Source organism: Photobacterium sp. GJ3 (genome assembly GCF_018199995.1).
Taxonomy (GTDB): Bacteria; Pseudomonadota; Gammaproteobacteria; order Enterobacterales; family Vibrionaceae; genus Photobacterium.
The window spans coordinates 361,257-377,977 of record NZ_CP073578.1; the positions used below are offsets into that span (position 1 = coordinate 361,257).

A 16,721-nucleotide genomic window follows, 5' to 3' on the forward strand; every position below is an offset into this window, starting at 1 on the left:
CTCTTGATGGATCTCGGTGGAATTAGGGCGACTCAGGCGCAGCGGCGGTCTGTAATTGGATGCCAGCCAGGCGATACGCTTTAAAACGTTCGCGGGCCTGCTGCTTGAGTTGTTCATCGCAAGGAACGAAGTCTACCACTTGTGCAAAGGTCACGGCAAAATTTGGTGCGTCTTGTCCCAAATTTATCAGCACGGCCCGTCGGCCACTGTGGCGCATGCCGGGCCAGCCGATTTCGACCGGTGAACCCTGACGCGGACCTTCCCCAATGAGATTATGGGGGACAAAGTGATCCGGTTCCTGTTGCCAGAGGTATTCGTCCAGCCATTCGGCCTGTTCGCGGCTTTCAGCGAGCAGATAAACGGTCTGGCCTTGCTGGTAGCGCCATGCGGCCTGCTGACAGGCCAGTTTCAGCCTTGCCTCGGGGGCGGCGTCATCAATGATATAAAAGGTCGCATGGCTCATAAATTACTATCCGAAAAAAGGGGCCTGCTGGCCCCTCTGTCGATGATGATTAATCGAGGTTTTCCAGCCCGGCTCTGTTGAGCAGGAACTGGACCAGCAGCGGCACCGGACGGCCGGTCGCACCTTTGTCTTTGCCTCCGGTCCAGGCGGTACCGGCGATATCCAGGTGTGCCCAGTTGTACTTCTTGGTGAAGCGCGACAGGAAGCAACCGGCAGTGATGGTGCCGGCACCCGGACTGCCCAGGTTGGCCAGATCCGCAAACGGGCTGGCCAGTTGCTCCTGGTACTCATCTGTCATTGGCAGACGCCAAGCGCGGTCACCGGCCTGCTCAGAGGCATTCACCAGCTCATGCGCCAACGGATTGTGGTTCGCAATCAGGCCACTGATGTGATGACCCAGTGCCACAACACAGGCGCCGGTCAGGGTGGCAACATCCACCACACATTCAGGCTCATAACGCTCGACATAAGTCAGGGCGTCACACAGTACCAGACGACCTTCGGCATCGGTGTTCAGCACTTCAACCGTTTGGCCGGACATGGTGGTCAGAATATCACCCGGACGGTACGCACTGCCGCCAGGCATGTTCTCACAACCCGCCAGTACGCCAATGACGTTGACCGGCAGATTCAGTTTCGCCAGAGAGCGCATGGCGCCGAAGACCGTCGCGGCACCACACATGTCGTATTTCATTTCGTCCATGTTGGCAGACGGCTTAATTGAAATACCGCCGGAGTCGAAGGTCAGACCTTTCCCCACCAGCACAATCGGCTTGGCGTTCGGGTCCGGATGACCTTTGTACTCAATGATGGACATCATGGCTTCGTTCTTTGAGCCCTGACCAACCGCCAGATAGGACGTCATGCCCAGCTCTTTCATTTCCTGCTCGCCAATGATCTTGGTGCTGACGGTTTCAAAATCGTCTGCCAGACGGCGTGCCTGAGAAGCCAGATAAGCCGGGTTGGCCACGTTCGGTGGCATGTTGCCCAGATCTTTTGCAGCACGGACACCGGAGGCAACAGCCAGACCATGACTGATTGCACGCTCACCCAGCGACAGTTCGCGACGGGTCGGAACATTAAAGACCAGCTTGCGCAGCGGACGGCGTGTCTCCGGCTTCGTGCTCTTGAACTGGTTGAAGGTGTAGAGGCTGTCTTTGGTGGTCTCTACTGCCTGACGAACTTTCCAGTAGGTATCACGGCCTTTGACATGCAGTTCAGTCAGAAAACACACGGCTTCCATCGACCCGGTTTCATTCAGGGTACTGATGGTTTTCTTGATGATTTGCTTGTACTGGCGCTCATCCAGCTCGCGTTCTTTTCCGCAGCCAACCAGCAGGACGCGCTCTGACAGCACATTAGGCACGTGATGCAGCAACAGCATCTGTCCCGGCTTTCCTTCCAGATCACCGCGACGCAGCAGGGAACTAATGTAGCCCTCGCTGATCTTATCCAGTTGTTCAGCAATTGGAGAGAGGCGGCGTGGTTCGAAGACGCCAACGACGATACAGGCACTGCGCTGTTTCTCGGGGCTACCACTTTTAACACTGAACTCCATGCGTACTCCTAACATCCTATAAAGACAATGAGGGCTAAATGATAGATAATGCCGCACTTACTTGTTGTCTCTTGAATTCAGTTTAAGATCGAAGTGCAGGCTGACAGTTAGCCGAAAGATAAAAAAATAACTGATTTACCGGAAAATTATAGTGATTCCAGCAAAAAAACAAGTTTTCTATGGGTATGTAACGCGTGATTATTGTTCGTTATTTGACACGTGAGACAATAAAGAGCCAGGTTGCAGTGCTTTTTGTACTGTTTCTTATCTTTATTAGTCAGAAGTTTATCCGCATCCTGGCCGATGCGACAGAAGGATCCATTCCCGGCGACCTGGTACTGACCCTGATGGGGTTATACATGCCGTCGATGGCGATGTTGATGCTCCCACTCAGTCTGTATATCGGGATCTTGCTCACATTTGGGCGATTATATGCGGAAAGTGAAATAACTGTGATGAATGCCACAGGGATTGGAAATACTTTCCTCATTCGCGCAGCATTGTGGCTGGCAATCATCACGGGGTCAGTGGCAGGCTTTAATGCCTTGTGGCTGGCACCCTGGAGTGCCGAGAAAGAAACCCAGGTGATGGAGCAGGTGGAAGCTGATTCCGGCCTTGATCTGCTGGTCAAAGGGCAGTTTCAGGGCGCGCCGGATGGTCGGGGGGTCGTTTTTGTCGATGACATTACAGATAAAGGTGGCACGCTGAATCGTGTCTTTGTGGCACAGCCGACGGCCAGTGACACCCTGCGTCCGAGCGTGATGTTTGCCAACAGCGGCACGATCAGTGAGCTGAAAGACGGCCGGCAGGTACTCGATCTGCAAGATGGGGTGCGCTACGAAGGGTTACCGACGCGTCTGGATTACAGCATCACCTCGTTTGATAACTATCAGGCGGTGATCGGGCAGCGGGCCATCAAAGAAAAAAACCGGGATTGGGATGCACTGCCGACTCTGGCGCTGATGCAGCGACCGGAGCTGGCTGCGCAGGCTGAATTCCAGTGGCGGATGTCGCTGGTGCTCTGTATTCCGTTGCTGACCATGGTGGTGGTGCCTTTATCTGCGGTGAACCCGCGACAGGGCCGTTTTGCCAAACTGGTGCCTGCGGTGCTCATCTATCTGACCTATTTCCTGGCAATCAGTGCTGCGAAATCTGCCGTCGAAGACGGTGCGTTACCGGTCGGGATCGGACTTTGGGGGATCAATATCATCATGCTTCTGGTCGCCATTGGCCTCAATAGCTGGGATACCTTACCGATGCGACTATTCAGAGAAAAATTCCGGAGACGCGGCTGATGTTTAAGATTCTCGACTGGTACATTGGCCGGACCATTATTGCGACTTCTGCATTGACTCTGTCGACGCTGGTGGGGCTGTCGGCCATCATTAAATATGTGGAACAGCTGCGTAAAGTCGGCGATGGTAGCTATGATTTGTGGAAAGCATTAATTTACGTGTTACTCAGTGTGCCGCGTGATATTGAAATGTTTTTTCCCATGGCAGTCCTGCTCGGGGCCCTGATTGGTCTGGGAACACTGGCCTCCAGTTCGGAGCTGGTGGTCATGCAGGCGGCAGGGTTCTCGAAACTGGATATCGGCATATCCGTGCTGAAAACGGCGGTGCCGCTGATGCTGCTGGTGATGGTGCTGGGGCAATGGGGGGCGCCACAGGCGCAAAAGGCAGCCCGTGAACTCCGGGCGGTCTGGACCTCTGGGGGGAACGTTTTCTCAGTACAGCGAGGAGTCTGGGCCAAAGATGACAATGACTTCATCTATATTGGCCGGATCCATGAACAAACCACGCTCAATGCCATCAACATCTGGGAATTCGATGAGAATGACGTCTTAAAGGAAAACCTGTTTGCCCGTACGGCAACCTTTGTCGAGGATAAAGGCTGGGAGCTGAAAGATGTCACCGTGACCCGGATCGGTGAGGTGAAACAGGAAAATACGCATTTTGATACGAAAATCTGGCAAACCAGTCTGACGCCGGACAAGCTGGCCGTGGTTACGGTGAAACCGGAAGAACTGGCACTAACCGGTGTCTATGACTATGTGAGTTATCTGAAAGATACCAAGCAAGATGCGTCCCGGTATGAGCTGGCTTTCTGGCGTAAAGCGCTCCAACCGGTTTCGATCGCCGTCATGATGTTGCTGGCTCTGTCGTTCGTGTTCGGGCCGCTGCGTTCGGTGACGATGGGCGCCAGGGTATTGTCCGGGGTGATTTTCGGATTTGCCTTCTATATCTCCAACGAAGTTTTCGGTCCGCTGAGTATTGTCTATCGGCTGCATCCGGTGATTGGGGCATTGGGGCCAAGCCTGGTGTTCCTTGGCATTACACTGTATCTGCTGAAGCGAAAACTCTGAGACAGAATCCACAAAGAAAAATGGCGCCGATCAGGCGCCATTTTTGTATCCGTGAGCACTTAATTCGGTTTCGGCAGTAAGACCATTTCGCACTCTGCCATCAGATCCTGGAAAGACTGTTTGGTGGTGCTGAAGGGAACCATCAGATTGCCTAAACCAAAAGCTGACGTTGCCATCCGGATCAGGGCCTGCGTCAGGCGAATGTTGGAACCGTCCGCATTTTGGATCCGCAGTTTCCAGGCCCGCATGCCCAGCGTCTGTCCGGCTTTACACCAGAAATAAGCATAAAAACCAATCACACTCAAAGCCAGATACATCGAATACAGCGGGGCTGCCACCGGATGTTTGCTGAGGTATTCACTGGCATCGATATAAGGTGCCAACGTCAGTATGCCGGCATTGAGCAGGATGGCGACGACTGCCATTGCCAGTCCGCCCGCGAGCATGAGTACAGCCGCAACGACCAGCGCATCATAAATCCAGGCGCCGATCCGGCGGAAAAGCCCCGGATATTGTTTGGTGTGCGTTGTGTCCTGATTCACTTTCGTTGTCATGGTTCCACCAGAAAATGTGAGCGACCGGCCAAACCGGCCTGCCAGAAAAATCTGGCGCACAGTGTAGCAATACTTCTTTCGCAGGGGTACATACCCAAGGTATCTCCCCACTTTTATTCGCTGAATTGAAAGCCTTGATGTGTCAATTGGCTGATGTGATCGCATCATGTTGAAAAAAGCAGCAAACGGTTCGTGAGGCCAGATAAAGTTTCTTGCACATCAACACGGTATACGTATAATGACCCCCATCTGCCCGGGTGGCGAAATTGGTAGACGCAGCGGATTCAAAATCCGCCGGTGGCAACACTGTGCCGGTTCAAGTCCGGCCCCGGGCACCAATTTCAACAATAAAGCCTCGACGAAAGTCGGGGCTTTGTTGTTTCTGCGTTCTGAAACGGACGCCCGCTTTTCTCTTGTCATCAAACGCAGGAAAGCGGGCTGATGTTTTCTGTCCTCTTCTCTAAAAACATTCCTCAGACTTGAAGTATGAAACCCCGAAAATGTCTGCATATACTGGATGTTCAGGGACGCTTTGTTCATTCAGGGAAAATCATTTGAAGACTCAATTGATCAGCCTGTTCCTCGGGCTCGGGCTCGCGGGATGTGGCTTGCAGATGCATCATGGTCGCCCGGATATCCTGACGGAACATGCCAGATATCGCATTGAAGATCGATCCGATGACGCTGGCAGACAAATCCGGTTTGCCGATTTCCAGGGAGTGATCCGAAAGCGTTGGGTGAATCTTCATGAAGCGGGTGATTTTCCGGACGAGTACCATGCGCCATTCAATGTGCAGGAAGTGCAACTGACGTTGTCGGGATTAAGCGGTGTACAGGCTGCCATGAATTACCGGCACGCCTGCGTTCAAAAACAGCCTGTCTTTGGGGCAGGGGTGTCACTGTTTGGGGATGATCCGGTGTTGCTCAGTGGCGCAGCGCAGGTGAAACAAGCGTTGTGGACCGTGCAAAATACGGCCCTGCTTGAAAATGAAGCCAAAGACGCCATTGAGGTTGGCGGCAACCGCGTGCGGCTCAATCAGCGTGTGATCGCAGAATATCATTTCTCGTCAGGGCAACCTTTAGGCGCTCGCGGCGATTATGTCTGGCTGGATGAATCACTGCCGGATGAACGTCGTGTTCTGGCGGCCTTGATGGTTGTCTATGCGATGACGTATGAGGCAGTTTCCTGTGCATTGAATTAGTTTAACATCCATCTTCATGTATGCTCTCTGTTTCTTAATGAGGACAGGTTGGAGCTATTGATGAAATATGTTTTAACGGCGGCGATGATAGCAGCCAGTGGGTTGGTTCAGGCTGCTGAGACAATCGACTGTGGTGAGGTGGATTTGAAAACTGTTTATGTGCAGGCTGATCGCGGAGATGGGTCTTTCCATGCCAACAAAATGCTGATCTTGATGGGGCGGGGAAGAATGCCGCTTGCAATGATATTACGTTTGCCTATCTGGAAAATAATGATGACGCTTATGACAGTACGTTATCGATGGCGATTTCGGCTTATATGGCAGGCAAAAAGCTCCGGGTTGTTGTTGAAGATGCGCCAGCTCAGGCTGATGCGAAAAGGATTGCCTGGATAAACTTTTGAATCAGAGACTGAACGGCATGTATGCTGTTCGATTTTAACTGACTGAACAGTCATGTTATCACTCGCAACACCTGTATTCGGGCAACCGGTTCCGCAAACCATTGCCTGGTGGCGGGAGTCGCCTGCCGCAGGTTAACCGCACGATTGGTCACAGGCTTCGGAACGATTTCCGAAGCCTGTATTCTCAGCGTCTTGCTTTTTTCTCAGGCAAACGTTTTCTTTTTCCTGACCGGAGATCGGTACTGGAAATTAGATGCATGTCACATTAATATGCGCTCCCGGCTTGCGTGTTCAACCTGAATTCAGATTGAACTCTGCAGTTGCCAGCTATCAGTCGCCGCGTTTGCCCATGGATGCCAGGTGTTGCACTGAGATGCTTCTTGGCACACACGCATGACGGAATTTCTCGCCTTCGGCAGCTTTGCGTGCGCCAGTCCACACTCACCGGACTTCGACATCGCAAGGTAGTTTTATGCAGCTTCTCTTCAGCGCGGCAGGTATCGTCGCAATATTTTTATGTGCGTATGCACTTTCCACCAATCGACAGGCCATTCGCTGGCGAACCGTATGCGGCGCATTCGGATTGCAGTTTGCGCTGGCAGCCTTTGTGCTGTATCTGCCGTGGGGGCAATCTCTGCTCGGTAAGATGAGCCAGGGCGTCTCGACCATTATCGGATTCGCCAACGAAGGGATTGGATTTGTCTTCGGCCCGCTTGCAGACAGTGGGGCTGTGGGGTTTGTGTTCGCTGTCAAAGTTTTACCGCTCATCATTTTTATCAGTGCACTCATTTCTCTGCTCTATTATCTGGGTGTCATGGGCGTGGTGATCCGGGTGATCGGCGGTGGTCTGGAACGTTTGCTGGGAACAACCCGTGCTGAATCTCTGGTCGCGACCAGTAATATTTTTCTGTCTCAGGGCGAATCGCCTCTGGTCGTGCGGCCATTTCTGGCATCGATGACGCGTTCAGAGCTGTTCGCTGTGATGGTGGGCGGCATGGCTTCCGTTGCTGGCAGTGTTTTGGGCGGTTATGCAGCTATGGGCGTGGATCTGCAGTACCTGATTGCAGCCAGCTTTATGGCGGCTCCGGGCGGATTGCTGATGGCGAAAATCATGGTGCCGGAAACCCAGCAACCCGTTGATCAGTCAGAGATTGATCTCTCTGGCAGTGAGCAAAGTAATGCAATTGATGCGCTGGCATCCGGTGCCATGAACGGGATGAAAGTTGCCGTCGCGGTCGGCACCATGCTGATTGCCTTTATCAGTGTGATTGCCATGGTGAACCACGGGCTGGATCTTCTGGGCCAGGAACTGGAGATTCAGGGGTTGTCTCTGCAGCGTCTCTTCGGCTACCTGTTTGCGCCACTGGCTTTTGTTACGGGTGTCCCGATGGATGAAGTGATGGCTGTTGGCAGCCTGCTGGGCCAGAAGATCGCCATGAATGAATTTGTTGCTTTCATGGATTTCGCGACCATGAAAGACACTTTGTCGGCACACAGCCAGATCATCGTGGTGTTTGCTCTGTGTGGGTTTGCGAATATCGGTTCGATTGCCATTCAGCTGGGCTCAATTGGTGCCATGGTGCCGGAGCGTCGTAAAGATGTTGCCAGCCTGGGAATCCGTGCCGTGATTGCCGCGACGTTTGCCAACCTGATGAGTGCTTCACTGGCAGGCTTCTTTACGCAATTGTCTTTGTAATCACCGACCTCCGGGGCATATTCAGAGAAAAGCAGCACTGTGGCTGATGCGATCCGGCATCAGAGCCCAGTGCTGTTTTTTTATGTCTGACAGCGGGCTGAAGGGGAGAAAAGGGGCGCCAGATTGGACTGAAGGCATCTGTGAGGGCGAAAAGCATCTAAACTCAGTGCATTACGATGAACGTCGCAGGAGGGACGGATGATTGATCTGGTGACTTTGGGCGTTACGGTTTTTATGGGCTTTTTCGCCATCATGAACCCCATTGCCAATACCGCGGTGTTTACGGGTCTGACGGCACACCAGTCCAGTGCCGAAAAAAGACAAACCGCCATCAAAGCGCTGACGGCTGCATTTTTTATTGTCGCGGCGTTCAGTTTGCTGGGAAAAGGGATTTTCCAGTTATTTGGCATTACCTTGCCAGCGCTGCGTCTGGCAGGAGGCATTCTGGTCTTTTTAGTCGGCTTTCATATGTTGCAGGGGAGCAGTTCTGCAATGCACTCTCAAAGTCCCAGTCGTGATGCCGAGGATATCTCGATTTCGCCGCTCGCCATTCCGATTCTGGCCGGTCCGGGCACCATCGCGACCGCGATGAATTATTCTGCGGCAGCGAGTCTGCTGCATATTCTGATCACCATCTCGGCATTTGCGGTGTTGTGCCTGCTCACCCTGATCTGCTTTTTATACGCGCAGAAGCTGGTAGATTTTCTGGGGAAAGACGGGGTGAATGTGATCACCCGGATTATGGGGTTATTGCTGACGGTGATTGCCATGCAGATGCTGATTCAGGGCGTGCATGATGCCCGGCAACTCTTTACTGCTGCGGGTGCCTCCTGAGTGATTTCACCTCACAGGATTATGGTCTGTTTTAGCAAGAAGCTGCTTTTGGGAACAACGCAGAAATCCCCGTCATCAGGTCCAGAATCTGCTTTACAACACGGATGACTATGGGCGAGACTTCTCCCTGAATTTTTTAAGGTCAATGCGTCCGATCGTTTTGGCTAAACGAGCAGTACGGGTTGTGTGCAAATGATGTGGGATTCTTTTTTGGAAAATATTGAACAGGTTGTCACGTACTTTCTGACACACAAGCTCTTACTCAGTGCCTGTATTGTCCTGATTGCGATCCTGATCCGTCGGCTGACCATTACCCGGATTCGCGGTGAGGCGAATTTTCTCAGCGAAGATCAGCGCAAGTGGATTTCCCGTACCAAAAATGGCGCATTCACACTGGTGTTGCTGACGCTGTTCCTGCTGTGGGAATCGGAAATCAGCAAATTTGCCTTGTCGCTGACAGCGATCGCGGTGGCACTGGTGGTGGCATCCAAGGAGATTATCCTGTGCTTTACCGGATCCCTGCAGCGTGCCAGCTCGCGTTCATTCAGAATCGGTGACTGGATTGAGGTCGGGCCGGTTTGTGGCGAGGTGATTGAGCACAATCTGATGGCGACCGTGATTCAGGAAATTGCTTTGCATCAGGGCCAGTATCACTACACCGGAAAGACCATCACACTGCCAAACAGTATGTTTTTCACGGTTGCCGTCAAAAATCTGAATTTCATGAAACGTTATGTTTACCATGGCTTTACGATCACTGTGAAAGAAACGGTGAATCTGTATCCGATGGTGCCGATCATGCTGCAGAAAATTGACGCGCATATTGTTGAGTTTTTTGATGTGGCACAGCGCTACAACCATATGATTGAGCGGCATGCCGGTGTCGACTTGCCTGGGGCAGATCCGCACATTTATATCACCACCACCCCGACGGGGGAGCAGCAGGTTCACTTTAAGCTGTTTTGTCCCACTATTCAGGCAGCAGAGCTGGAAGCGATCATCCGGGAAGAATTTATGACCATGTATTGCCGGGATTTTCTGCCTAAGCCGACTCAGGAAGCCTGTACGCCGGATCCTGTTGAATCCGTTCTGTAATTCAACATGAAAGCAGCGTCCGAAGACGCTGCTTTTTTTATGCGAACAGTTTAACAACACGAACTCACCTGAACGACCGTCCCTGTCACTCAGGGTAACTTCCCTGTGGGATTTCCATTGCGTACAACATGCATTGAGGTTGGTGTATCTGCACCATCCATATCACTGCAATGCTTGTGCCATTTTATATTCCTTGGTAAGCGACTGATTTTATTTACAACAGTCGCAGCCAACGGTTCTCGTTATCATCCCGTTTTGCAAAATGCATGTGTATGTCTTGAAGTTGCTGTGTGCAATTGCATTTTAGGAAACTTCCCGGCATTGTGCATGGGGTTGAGTAGAGGGGTCACGATTGAAAACTGTCGTTAGAGCGATAAACGGAGGCTTAATGCGCGAAGTAACTTATCCGATTCGGGGCGCCTGTCAGTGTGGCGGGGTCACTTATTCTTTGCTGGCACCACCGAAAATGGTGGTGGCCTGTCATTGTAGGGAATGCCAGAAATTATCCACCAGCGCCTTCAGTATTACTGCGATGGTCGATGCTGAGAATCTGGTATTCGAAGGCGTGATGTCGGACTGGTCCCGTCCGGCGGACAGCGGCAACACCAGCGCTGCAAAATTTTGTCCGACCTGCGGGAATCGGATTTACCATTATGATCCGACCCAGCCCAATGCCATTAAACTCAAGCCCAGCAATCTGGAAGATACCCGCATTATTGAGCCGACATTGCATGTCTGGACCAGTGAAAAGCAAGCCTGGTATCAAATCCCGGAAGGGGTGAAACAGTTTGAGAAACAGTTTGAGAAACAGCCTTAACCGACTCGCCCTGAATGAACAACCACCTGCGTGCAGGTGGTTTTTTTGTCGGTTTCATGGACATGAATGCATGCGGCGTTCCCACGTTGCGAAAAAGGATACGCTTCCGGCCGAATCGTCACCGAACCCGTTCGGGTGAGTTTTTGTTCTACACTCTGATTGTGCAGTCGTAAGATAAATAACAAGAATTGGGTGTACTGATGAGCATAAGTCGAAAACGAAAGGCCGTCCGTTTCTGCTGGCTGGCGGGCTTTACCCTGGTGAGTGTTTCGGGGGGCATACAGGCTAAAACTGAAGCAGAAGCCAAAGCACAAATCAAACAGGATTTGATTGGCTTCTGTGCCGATTGTCATGGCCGGCAAGGGATATCCGAGCTGAAAAATGTGCCCAATCTCAGAGCACAGCCGCCAGCTTATCTGAAGGCGCAACTGGAAGCGTTTCGTAGTAAGACCAGAAGCACCTCTTTCATGGATGCTTTCATCTATCAGATTTCAGATGCCCAGGTCGAACAGGCTGTCGCGCATTTCTCCTCTCAACCTGCAAGTTTAAAAGCGCAACCTGTGTGGCGTGGTGAAAAGTGGCCGGGAGATATGTCGCCTGGAGAGCAATTGGCGTATGTCGGTAAACTCTCCCCGCACGTGCCAGCCTGTGTCGCCTGTCATGGTCCGAGCGGGATTGGCGTTGAGCCGTCGTTCCCCCGGCTGGAAGGCCAGAAATCTGATTATATGGTGAATCAGCTGAAGGCCTGGAAAGCCGATAAACGGCCCCCCGGCCCACTGGGTGTGATGGCTGCCATTGCAAAATCCCTCACTGATGATGAAATCCTCGCCGTCTCCGAATACTTTGCGCAACTGGGAGGTGAGCAATGAAAACGTTCAACGTGTTCACGCTGTGTCTTCTGAGTACAGCCGTTTCAGCGGCAACCGAATTTGAACAGGAATACCGGCATCTGGGAGAGATTGAAGCGGGCCAGCGTCTGCCGGACGGGGAAAGCTATCATGCCACGCCGGACTGGAACAACTTACCGGAGGCACACTTTGGGGATGTGGTGAAGCAGGGCTACCAGGTCTTCACCAACACCCAGGCGTTGAAGTCTCAGGGGGTGATCAAAGGGGGGCTGAATTGTGTGAACTGCCACCTGAATGCTGGCCGCCTTGCCGGTAGTGCGCCTTTGTGGGCGGCTTATGTTGCTTACCCGGCTTATCGTTCAAAGAATCAGCGGGTGAATAATTACGAAGATCGCTTGCAGGGGTGTTTCCGCTATTCGATGAATGGCGGCGATAAGGTGCCTGCGCTCGACAGTGATGAAATCCGCGCATTAACGGCTTATTCCTATTGGCTGGCAACCAATGCGCCCGTGAACAGCCAGTTGCCCGGGCGGGGATTTTTCAGTGTAGAGAAACCCAAAGAAGCGCCGGATTATGGTCGGGGAGAAGCGGTCTATCAGGAAAAATGTGCGTTTTGTCATGCGGAAAACGGGGAAGGCCGTAAAGCAGCGGATCGTTATGTTTTCCCGCCGCTGTGGGGGGAGGACAGTTATAACTGGGGTGCAGGCATGCATCAGATCAATACCGCGGCTGCCTTTATTAAAGCCAACATGCCCCTGGGAATGGGGAATACGCTGACGGATCAGGAAGCCTGGGATGTGGCTATGTATATCGACAGCCAGGATCGTCCGCAGGATCCACGCTTTACCGGTAATGTGAAAGAAACGGCTGAAAAATACCACAGTCATCAGGGGATGTACGGTAAACCTTCACCGGCTGATCAGCATGTGCTTGGTGAACCTTCTAAGAAATGACCGGCTGACTCAACTCGCGCGGCTCAAGCGCAGTTGAGTCAGAGAGCTGTGGCTCAGACCCTGAAATGACTTGTGATATCCTCCAGTTGCGTCGCCAGCGTTGAGAGCTCTTCGCTGCTGCCGGAGATCCGCTCTACCGCAGTACTGGTGTCACGGGTCATCATATTGATGGTGTTGATATTGCTGTTGATTTCTTCTGCCACCGCCGATTGCTGTTCAGAGGCTGTCGCGATCTGACTGGTCATTGCGGCAATATGATCCACGGAAGCCACCACCAGGCGCAGCCCTCGGTTGCCGCCAGTGCCTGCTCGCTCACCCGGCTGGTGTGGTCGATACTGTGTTCCATCACCGTGCTGACATCCCGGCCGTGGTTAAGCAGAGTTTCCAGCATGGCGGCAGTCTCATTGGTGGCTTCCTGGGTATGTTGTGCCAGATTGCGGACTTCTTCTGCAACCACTGCAAATCCCCGGCCATGCTCTCCGGCCCTCGCCGCTTCAATGGCGGCGTTGAGCGCCAGCAGATTGGTTTGTTCTGCTATCCCGCGAATGGTTTCCAGCACTTGGGTGATATCATCCGAACTCTTTCTCAGAAGCGTGAGTTTCTGGTTGGCCTGCTGCATGTCGCTCGACATCACACTCAGGTTGTCCGTGCTCTGTTTCAGCAATTGTGAGCAGTCGCTGACCTTGGCCTGCGCCTCATTTCCTGCTTCGGCAGCCGATGCGATATTGCCGGAAATGTCTTTGGCCGTGGCACTCATTTCATCAATGGCGACGGCGAGATGGGCGGTTTCCTGTTCCTGCTGAGTCACCGCCTGAGCGGTTTCGACGGCACTGGCCGCTAAGGCTTCTGCTTCACTGCGTTGCTGGCCAGCTGCCAGTTTGAGCTGGTTGATAATGGTGCTCAGATTCGAAGACATGGCCAGCATAGACGCATAAACCCCCGTCACTTTTTGCTGGGATGGATTTCGGATGCGTAAATCTCCTTCTGCAATGGCACTGGCCATCTGAGCCATTTCGTCCGGTTCCCCGCCAATGGGGCGGGTAATGTTCCGGCTGATCAGGATGGCGGCCCCGAGGATCAGCAGCGTCACGACAGCAATGACGGACAAACCGATGTGTTTGAGTTGGGTAATTGCGGCCAGCGCTTCTGCATGGTCGATTTCTGCCACAATCACCCAGCGGTGCTGGTTCAGTTCAATCGGCGCAAATGCCGAGAGGACGGTATTCCCTTTGTAATCCAGTAGTGCGTCGATGCCACTCTCGCCCGATAACGCGCGGCGGACAGCTTCAGTGTTGACCTGGCCTTTCTCCGGGTGGAGAAATGAAGCCACCACGGAATGATTGACCGGATCGAGATACGAGTTGGACCGCATGAGTTTATCCGGACCAACCAGATAGGTTTCCCCGCTGTCTCCCAGTCCGGCACGGACGCCCATGATGGCGGTCAGGCGGTCTATCGGAAACTGAAACACCAGCACGCCAGACACCTGACCCTGATCGTAAACAGGGGTTGCGATAAAACCGGCCGGGGTCAGATAAGAGGGCAGATACAGGTTAAAGTCGATCAGCGCACTCTGGCCTTTATTGAGCTTTAAACCTGCCTCATAAGCTTGCCGCAGCAGGCTGTCCCGGAACGGGCCGCTGCGCAGGGACGTCGCGAAGTCGACTTCTTTGTATACGCTGTAAATCACTTGTGCGCTTGCAGCATCAATCAAAAAGAGATCGTAATAACCTGATTGTTCAATCAGTTCCTGAAAGAAGGGGTGGTACTGAGCGTGTGCGGTATCGTAAGCCGTACCGCCTGCCGTGAGTAGTTTCTGTTTTTCACCCAGACCGAACGGACTGTCTGCTATATAGCGGGCCTGAAGGATTCGGGCTGTGGGGGAGAGCTCGCTCACCAGCGCAGTCGCTGAATCATCCTGATTGGGTGCATTGGCTTTCAAACGTGGGATAAATTGCTGGGTGTAAAACTGCTGCAAACGCGCGTCTGATTGTTCATCAAGCGGGGGAAGGTCCCGAATCCCTTGGCGGAAATCCCTGACCGCCTGAATGGTTTGCGGGTTGGCCGCTTCCAGAGATATTTGCTGGTTCAGGGTTTCGAAATATCGTTCGATGGCATCCTGTTTCACTTCACGCAAAGATTCCAGTTGGTTATACGCCTGACTTTCCAGCGACTGGCTGGCCTGATTGAGTGTAAAGTACAAAATTGCTGCGGCCGGCAGCAGACCGGATAGTAAAAGACAACTCATCATTTTATGTTGTAGTTTCATGCCCCCCCCAAGAACTGCTGTCCAGCTACCATCGAAATTAGTTCAGCTTTTGACATGCGACGAATCTTTCAGCCGGGATGTCAGTCACATTCATTTGTTTTTGTGATGTTAATCAGTATCCATATTGTCCGTATGGATTGACGCACGATGTGAATCGCAGAGGAGAGAAAAGATTATCAGGCGTCCAATTTTTAAATGATTGTTATTTATCGTTTTATTGCAGCGGTCGCGAGGGTTTTTATCTCCGTATGTTTTCTGTTCGCTTCGAAACTGTCGCATTAACCAAACGATACTGATTTTTGCTGTAAGGAGTAATCGTCGATGGGACAAAGGACTCGGCTGACTGCGGAAGACAAACAGAATCTTGTCAATGAGTTAAAACAACTCATCGCCATTCGGATGGGGAAAGCGGTGTGTGTCACGCGACAGCGTGATGATGAAAGTGGTTTGGTGGTCGAATTCACAGTGGAAGGTCAGCGCTTTGCTGAAGTCACCATCTAGCGCAGGTCACTGAATGTGTCAGGTGTGATGTTTGATGCCGCCCGTCAGTCCTGACGGGCGGGCATCGGTTCAAGCCTGTTCTGGTTCAGGCCCGGTTAAACCGGATCGAAACTGGCGAGTGCAAGAATGCTTTCAATCGTTTGTGCAAAGTCCAGCCCAATCTCCCGGCTGGCCATCGGGAAGACACTGCGCGGTGTCATACCTGGGGACGTGTTCATCTCAATCGGATAAATCCGTCCGTCATCACCCAGAATGATATCCAGACGACCCCATCCGCGGCATCCCAGTGCATGGAATGCGGCGAGTGATACGGCTTGAATGGCTTGTTCTTCGCTGGGTGATAGGTCACTCGGGCAATGATAGGTGGCCGTTTGCGTACCAAATTTGGCAGCCCAGTCGAAAAAGGTTTCAGAGCGAATCTGGACCACGGGCAACGCTTGATCGCCTAAAATCCCACAGGTGTATTCTTTGCCGCTGATGAAGCCTTCCAATAGTATATTGTCATCATAATCAAATGCTTGCCGTACAGCAGCGGACAGGTCCTCCGGCGAGGATACCTTGGTGACCCCGATGCTGCATCCCTGAGATGTCGGTTTGACGACCAGGGGATACCCCACGTGCTCAGCGGCTGCCACAATGGCTTCTGCGTTGTGGGAGCGGTGAACGGCCTGCCACTTGGCATAATGGAAGCCTTGTTCAGAGAGAACTTGCCGGGCCCGGTGCTTATTCAGACATATTGACGAGGACGATAGTCCGCTCCCGGTATAAGGGATCTCCAGCCAGTCGAGTAAGCCCTGAATATGTCCGCTTTCACCGAGGTTACCGTGCAGCGCAATAAAGACTTTCTCCACGGATTTTAAAGCGTCCAGTGTGTCGCTCAGACGGCAGGGATCAATGCTGATCGCTTCATAACCTAATTGATTGATTGCTTCACAAACGGCTTCACCGGAACGTAGTGAAACACTGCGCTCACTGGATTCCCCTCCCATTAGTACACCTACACGCATAATCAACTCCCTCCATAAGTCTATGTGCACATATATTAATACAATGCGGTGCACTTCACAAAGTTATTGATTTTTATGACAATACTAAGTTTCGGTATTGAGTGGGAGAATACGTTTCCATCCAAAACATTGTCTTACGGGTATATATGCGACCTTTT

17 protein-coding genes and 1 tRNA gene are annotated in these 16,721 nt (G+C 52.4%); 12 read left to right on the plus strand and 6 right to left on the minus strand.

Features of this window, described 5'->3' with window-relative positions; translation table 11 throughout:
- Window positions 1-22: 22 nt before the first annotated feature.
- Entirely contained in the window at window positions 23-463 is a 441-nt protein-coding gene (locus KDD30_RS01715; RefSeq protein ID WP_211647104.1) for a DNA polymerase III subunit chi, read from the minus strand.
- Window positions 464-512: 49 nt separating this feature from the next.
- Window positions 513-2,021: a leucyl aminopeptidase gene (pepA, locus tag KDD30_RS01720; protein ID WP_211647105.1), complete on the minus strand. Its 1,509-nt coding sequence runs from the start codon at window positions 2,019-2,021 to the stop codon at window positions 513-515.
- A 194-nt stretch (window positions 2,022-2,215) separates the two neighbouring features.
- On the opposite strand from pepA, the gene lptF reads away from it, so the two are divergent.
- Together lptF and lptG are read left to right on the plus strand one after the other, a co-directional pair.
- Window positions 2,216-3,316, plus strand: coding sequence for an LPS export ABC transporter permease LptF (lptF, locus tag KDD30_RS01725; protein ID WP_211647106.1), 1,101 nt, complete (start codon window positions 2,216-2,218; stop codon window positions 3,314-3,316).
- The gene (gene lptG / locus KDD30_RS01730; RefSeq protein WP_211647107.1) at window positions 3,316-4,386 is read left to right on the plus strand and encodes an LPS export ABC transporter permease LptG; all 1,071 of its coding nucleotides are present in this window, start codon (window positions 3,316-3,318) and stop codon (window positions 4,384-4,386) included. Before lptF ends, lptG begins: the two co-directional genes overlap by 1 nt.
- A 59-nt stretch (window positions 4,387-4,445) precedes the next feature.
- On the opposite strand, the gene KDD30_RS01735 is transcribed toward lptG, so the two are convergent.
- Complete coding sequence (locus KDD30_RS01735) at window positions 4,446-4,940, minus strand: RDD family protein (RefSeq protein WP_211647108.1); 495 nt, start codon at window positions 4,938-4,940, stop codon at window positions 4,446-4,448.
- A gap of 251 nt (window positions 4,941-5,191) precedes the next feature.
- Between KDD30_RS01735 and KDD30_RS01740 the strand changes: the two genes are divergently transcribed.
- The 9 genes from KDD30_RS01740 to KDD30_RS01780 all read left to right on the plus strand — a co-directional run bounded on the left by KDD30_RS01740 (window position 5,192) and on the right by KDD30_RS01780 (window position 12,786).
- Window positions 5,192-5,278: transfer RNA gene (locus tag KDD30_RS01740), tRNA-Leu, on the plus strand.
- Between the two features lie 216 nt (window positions 5,279-5,494).
- A complete protein-coding gene (locus KDD30_RS01745; RefSeq protein ID WP_211647109.1) occupies window positions 5,495-6,142 on the plus strand; it encodes a hypothetical protein in 648 nt (215 codons plus the stop codon).
- Between the two features lie 60 nt (window positions 6,143-6,202).
- On the plus strand, window positions 6,203-6,535 hold the full coding sequence (locus KDD30_RS01750) for a hypothetical protein (protein ID WP_211647110.1): 333 nt from the start codon (window positions 6,203-6,205) through the stop codon (window positions 6,533-6,535).
- A gap of 480 nt (window positions 6,536-7,015) precedes the next feature.
- Window positions 7,016-8,239: a NupC/NupG family nucleoside CNT transporter gene (locus KDD30_RS01755; RefSeq protein ID WP_211647111.1), complete on the plus strand. Its 1,224-nt coding sequence runs from the start codon at window positions 7,016-7,018 to the stop codon at window positions 8,237-8,239.
- A 198-nt stretch (window positions 8,240-8,437) separates the two neighbouring features.
- On the plus strand, window positions 8,438-9,073 hold the full coding sequence (locus KDD30_RS01760; RefSeq protein ID WP_211647112.1) for a MarC family protein: 636 nt from the start codon (window positions 8,438-8,440) through the stop codon (window positions 9,071-9,073).
- Window positions 9,074-9,283: 210 nt separating this feature from the next.
- On the plus strand, window positions 9,284-10,168 hold the full coding sequence (locus KDD30_RS01765; protein WP_211647113.1) for a mechanosensitive ion channel family protein: 885 nt from the start codon (window positions 9,284-9,286) through the stop codon (window positions 10,166-10,168).
- Window positions 10,169-10,556: 388 nt separating this feature from the next.
- Complete coding sequence (locus KDD30_RS01770) at window positions 10,557-10,985, plus strand: GFA family protein (protein WP_211647114.1); 429 nt, start codon at window positions 10,557-10,559, stop codon at window positions 10,983-10,985.
- Window positions 10,986-11,185: 200 nt separating this feature from the next.
- On the plus strand, window positions 11,186-11,854 hold the full coding sequence (locus tag KDD30_RS01775; protein WP_211647115.1) for a c-type cytochrome: 669 nt from the start codon (window positions 11,186-11,188) through the stop codon (window positions 11,852-11,854).
- Window positions 11,851-12,786: a c-type cytochrome gene (locus KDD30_RS01780; protein ID WP_211647116.1), complete on the plus strand. Its 936-nt coding sequence runs from the start codon at window positions 11,851-11,853 to the stop codon at window positions 12,784-12,786. The genes KDD30_RS01775 and KDD30_RS01780 overlap by 4 nt, the downstream gene beginning before the upstream one ends.
- A 53-nt stretch (window positions 12,787-12,839) precedes the next feature.
- Here the strand turns inward: KDD30_RS01780 and KDD30_RS01785 are convergent, their stop codons facing one another.
- Both KDD30_RS01785 and KDD30_RS01790 read right to left on the minus strand, forming a co-directional pair.
- Window positions 12,840-13,049, minus strand: coding sequence for a hypothetical protein (locus tag KDD30_RS01785; protein WP_211647117.1), 210 nt, complete (start codon window positions 13,047-13,049; stop codon window positions 12,840-12,842).
- Complete coding sequence (locus KDD30_RS01790) at window positions 13,028-15,055, minus strand: methyl-accepting chemotaxis protein (RefSeq protein WP_211647118.1); 2,028 nt, start codon at window positions 15,053-15,055, stop codon at window positions 13,028-13,030. The genes KDD30_RS01785 and KDD30_RS01790 overlap by 22 nt, the downstream gene beginning before the upstream one ends.
- A 321-nt stretch (window positions 15,056-15,376) precedes the next feature.
- On the opposite strand from KDD30_RS01790, the gene KDD30_RS01795 reads away from it, so the two are divergent.
- Window positions 15,377-15,556, plus strand: coding sequence for a hypothetical protein (locus tag KDD30_RS01795; RefSeq protein ID WP_211647119.1), 180 nt, complete (start codon window positions 15,377-15,379; stop codon window positions 15,554-15,556).
- Between the two features lie 95 nt (window positions 15,557-15,651).
- Here KDD30_RS01795 and KDD30_RS01800 read toward each other — a convergent pair whose 3' ends face one another.
- Entirely contained in the window at window positions 15,652-16,563 is a 912-nt protein-coding gene (locus tag KDD30_RS01800) for a D-alanine--D-alanine ligase (RefSeq protein WP_211647120.1), read from the minus strand.
- Between the last annotated feature and the right edge of the window lie 158 nt (window positions 16,564-16,721).

Coding starts and splice junctions, on each gene's coding strand:
- KDD30_RS01715 (WP_211647104.1), bottom strand. CDS start 463: ATGAGCCATGCGACCTTTTATATCATTGATGACGCCGCCCCCGAGGCA.
- pepA (WP_211647105.1), bottom strand. CDS start 2,021: ATGGAGTTCAGTGTTAAAAGTGGTAGCCCCGAGAAACAGCGCAGTGCC.
- lptG (WP_211647107.1), top strand. CDS start 3,316: ATGTTTAAGATTCTCGACTGGTACATTGGCCGGACCATTATTGCGACT.
- KDD30_RS01735 (WP_211647108.1), bottom strand. CDS start 4,940: ATGACAACGAAAGTGAATCAGGACACAACGCACACCAAACAATATCCG.
- KDD30_RS01750 (WP_211647110.1), top strand. CDS start 6,203: ATGAAATATGTTTTAACGGCGGCGATGATAGCAGCCAGTGGGTTGGTT.
- KDD30_RS01755 (WP_211647111.1), top strand. CDS start 7,016: ATGCAGCTTCTCTTCAGCGCGGCAGGTATCGTCGCAATATTTTTATGT.
- KDD30_RS01760 (WP_211647112.1), top strand. CDS start 8,438: ATGATTGATCTGGTGACTTTGGGCGTTACGGTTTTTATGGGCTTTTTC.
- KDD30_RS01770 (WP_211647114.1), top strand. CDS start 10,557: ATGCGCGAAGTAACTTATCCGATTCGGGGCGCCTGTCAGTGTGGCGGG.
- KDD30_RS01775 (WP_211647115.1), top strand. CDS start 11,186: ATGAGCATAAGTCGAAAACGAAAGGCCGTCCGTTTCTGCTGGCTGGCG.
- KDD30_RS01780 (WP_211647116.1), top strand. CDS start 11,851: ATGAAAACGTTCAACGTGTTCACGCTGTGTCTTCTGAGTACAGCCGTT.
- KDD30_RS01790 (WP_211647118.1), bottom strand. CDS start 15,055: ATGAAACTACAACATAAAATGATGAGTTGTCTTTTACTATCCGGTCTG.
- KDD30_RS01795 (WP_211647119.1), top strand. CDS start 15,377: ATGGGACAAAGGACTCGGCTGACTGCGGAAGACAAACAGAATCTTGTC.
- KDD30_RS01800 (WP_211647120.1), bottom strand. CDS start 16,563: ATGCGTGTAGGTGTACTAATGGGAGGGGAATCCAGTGAGCGCAGTGTT.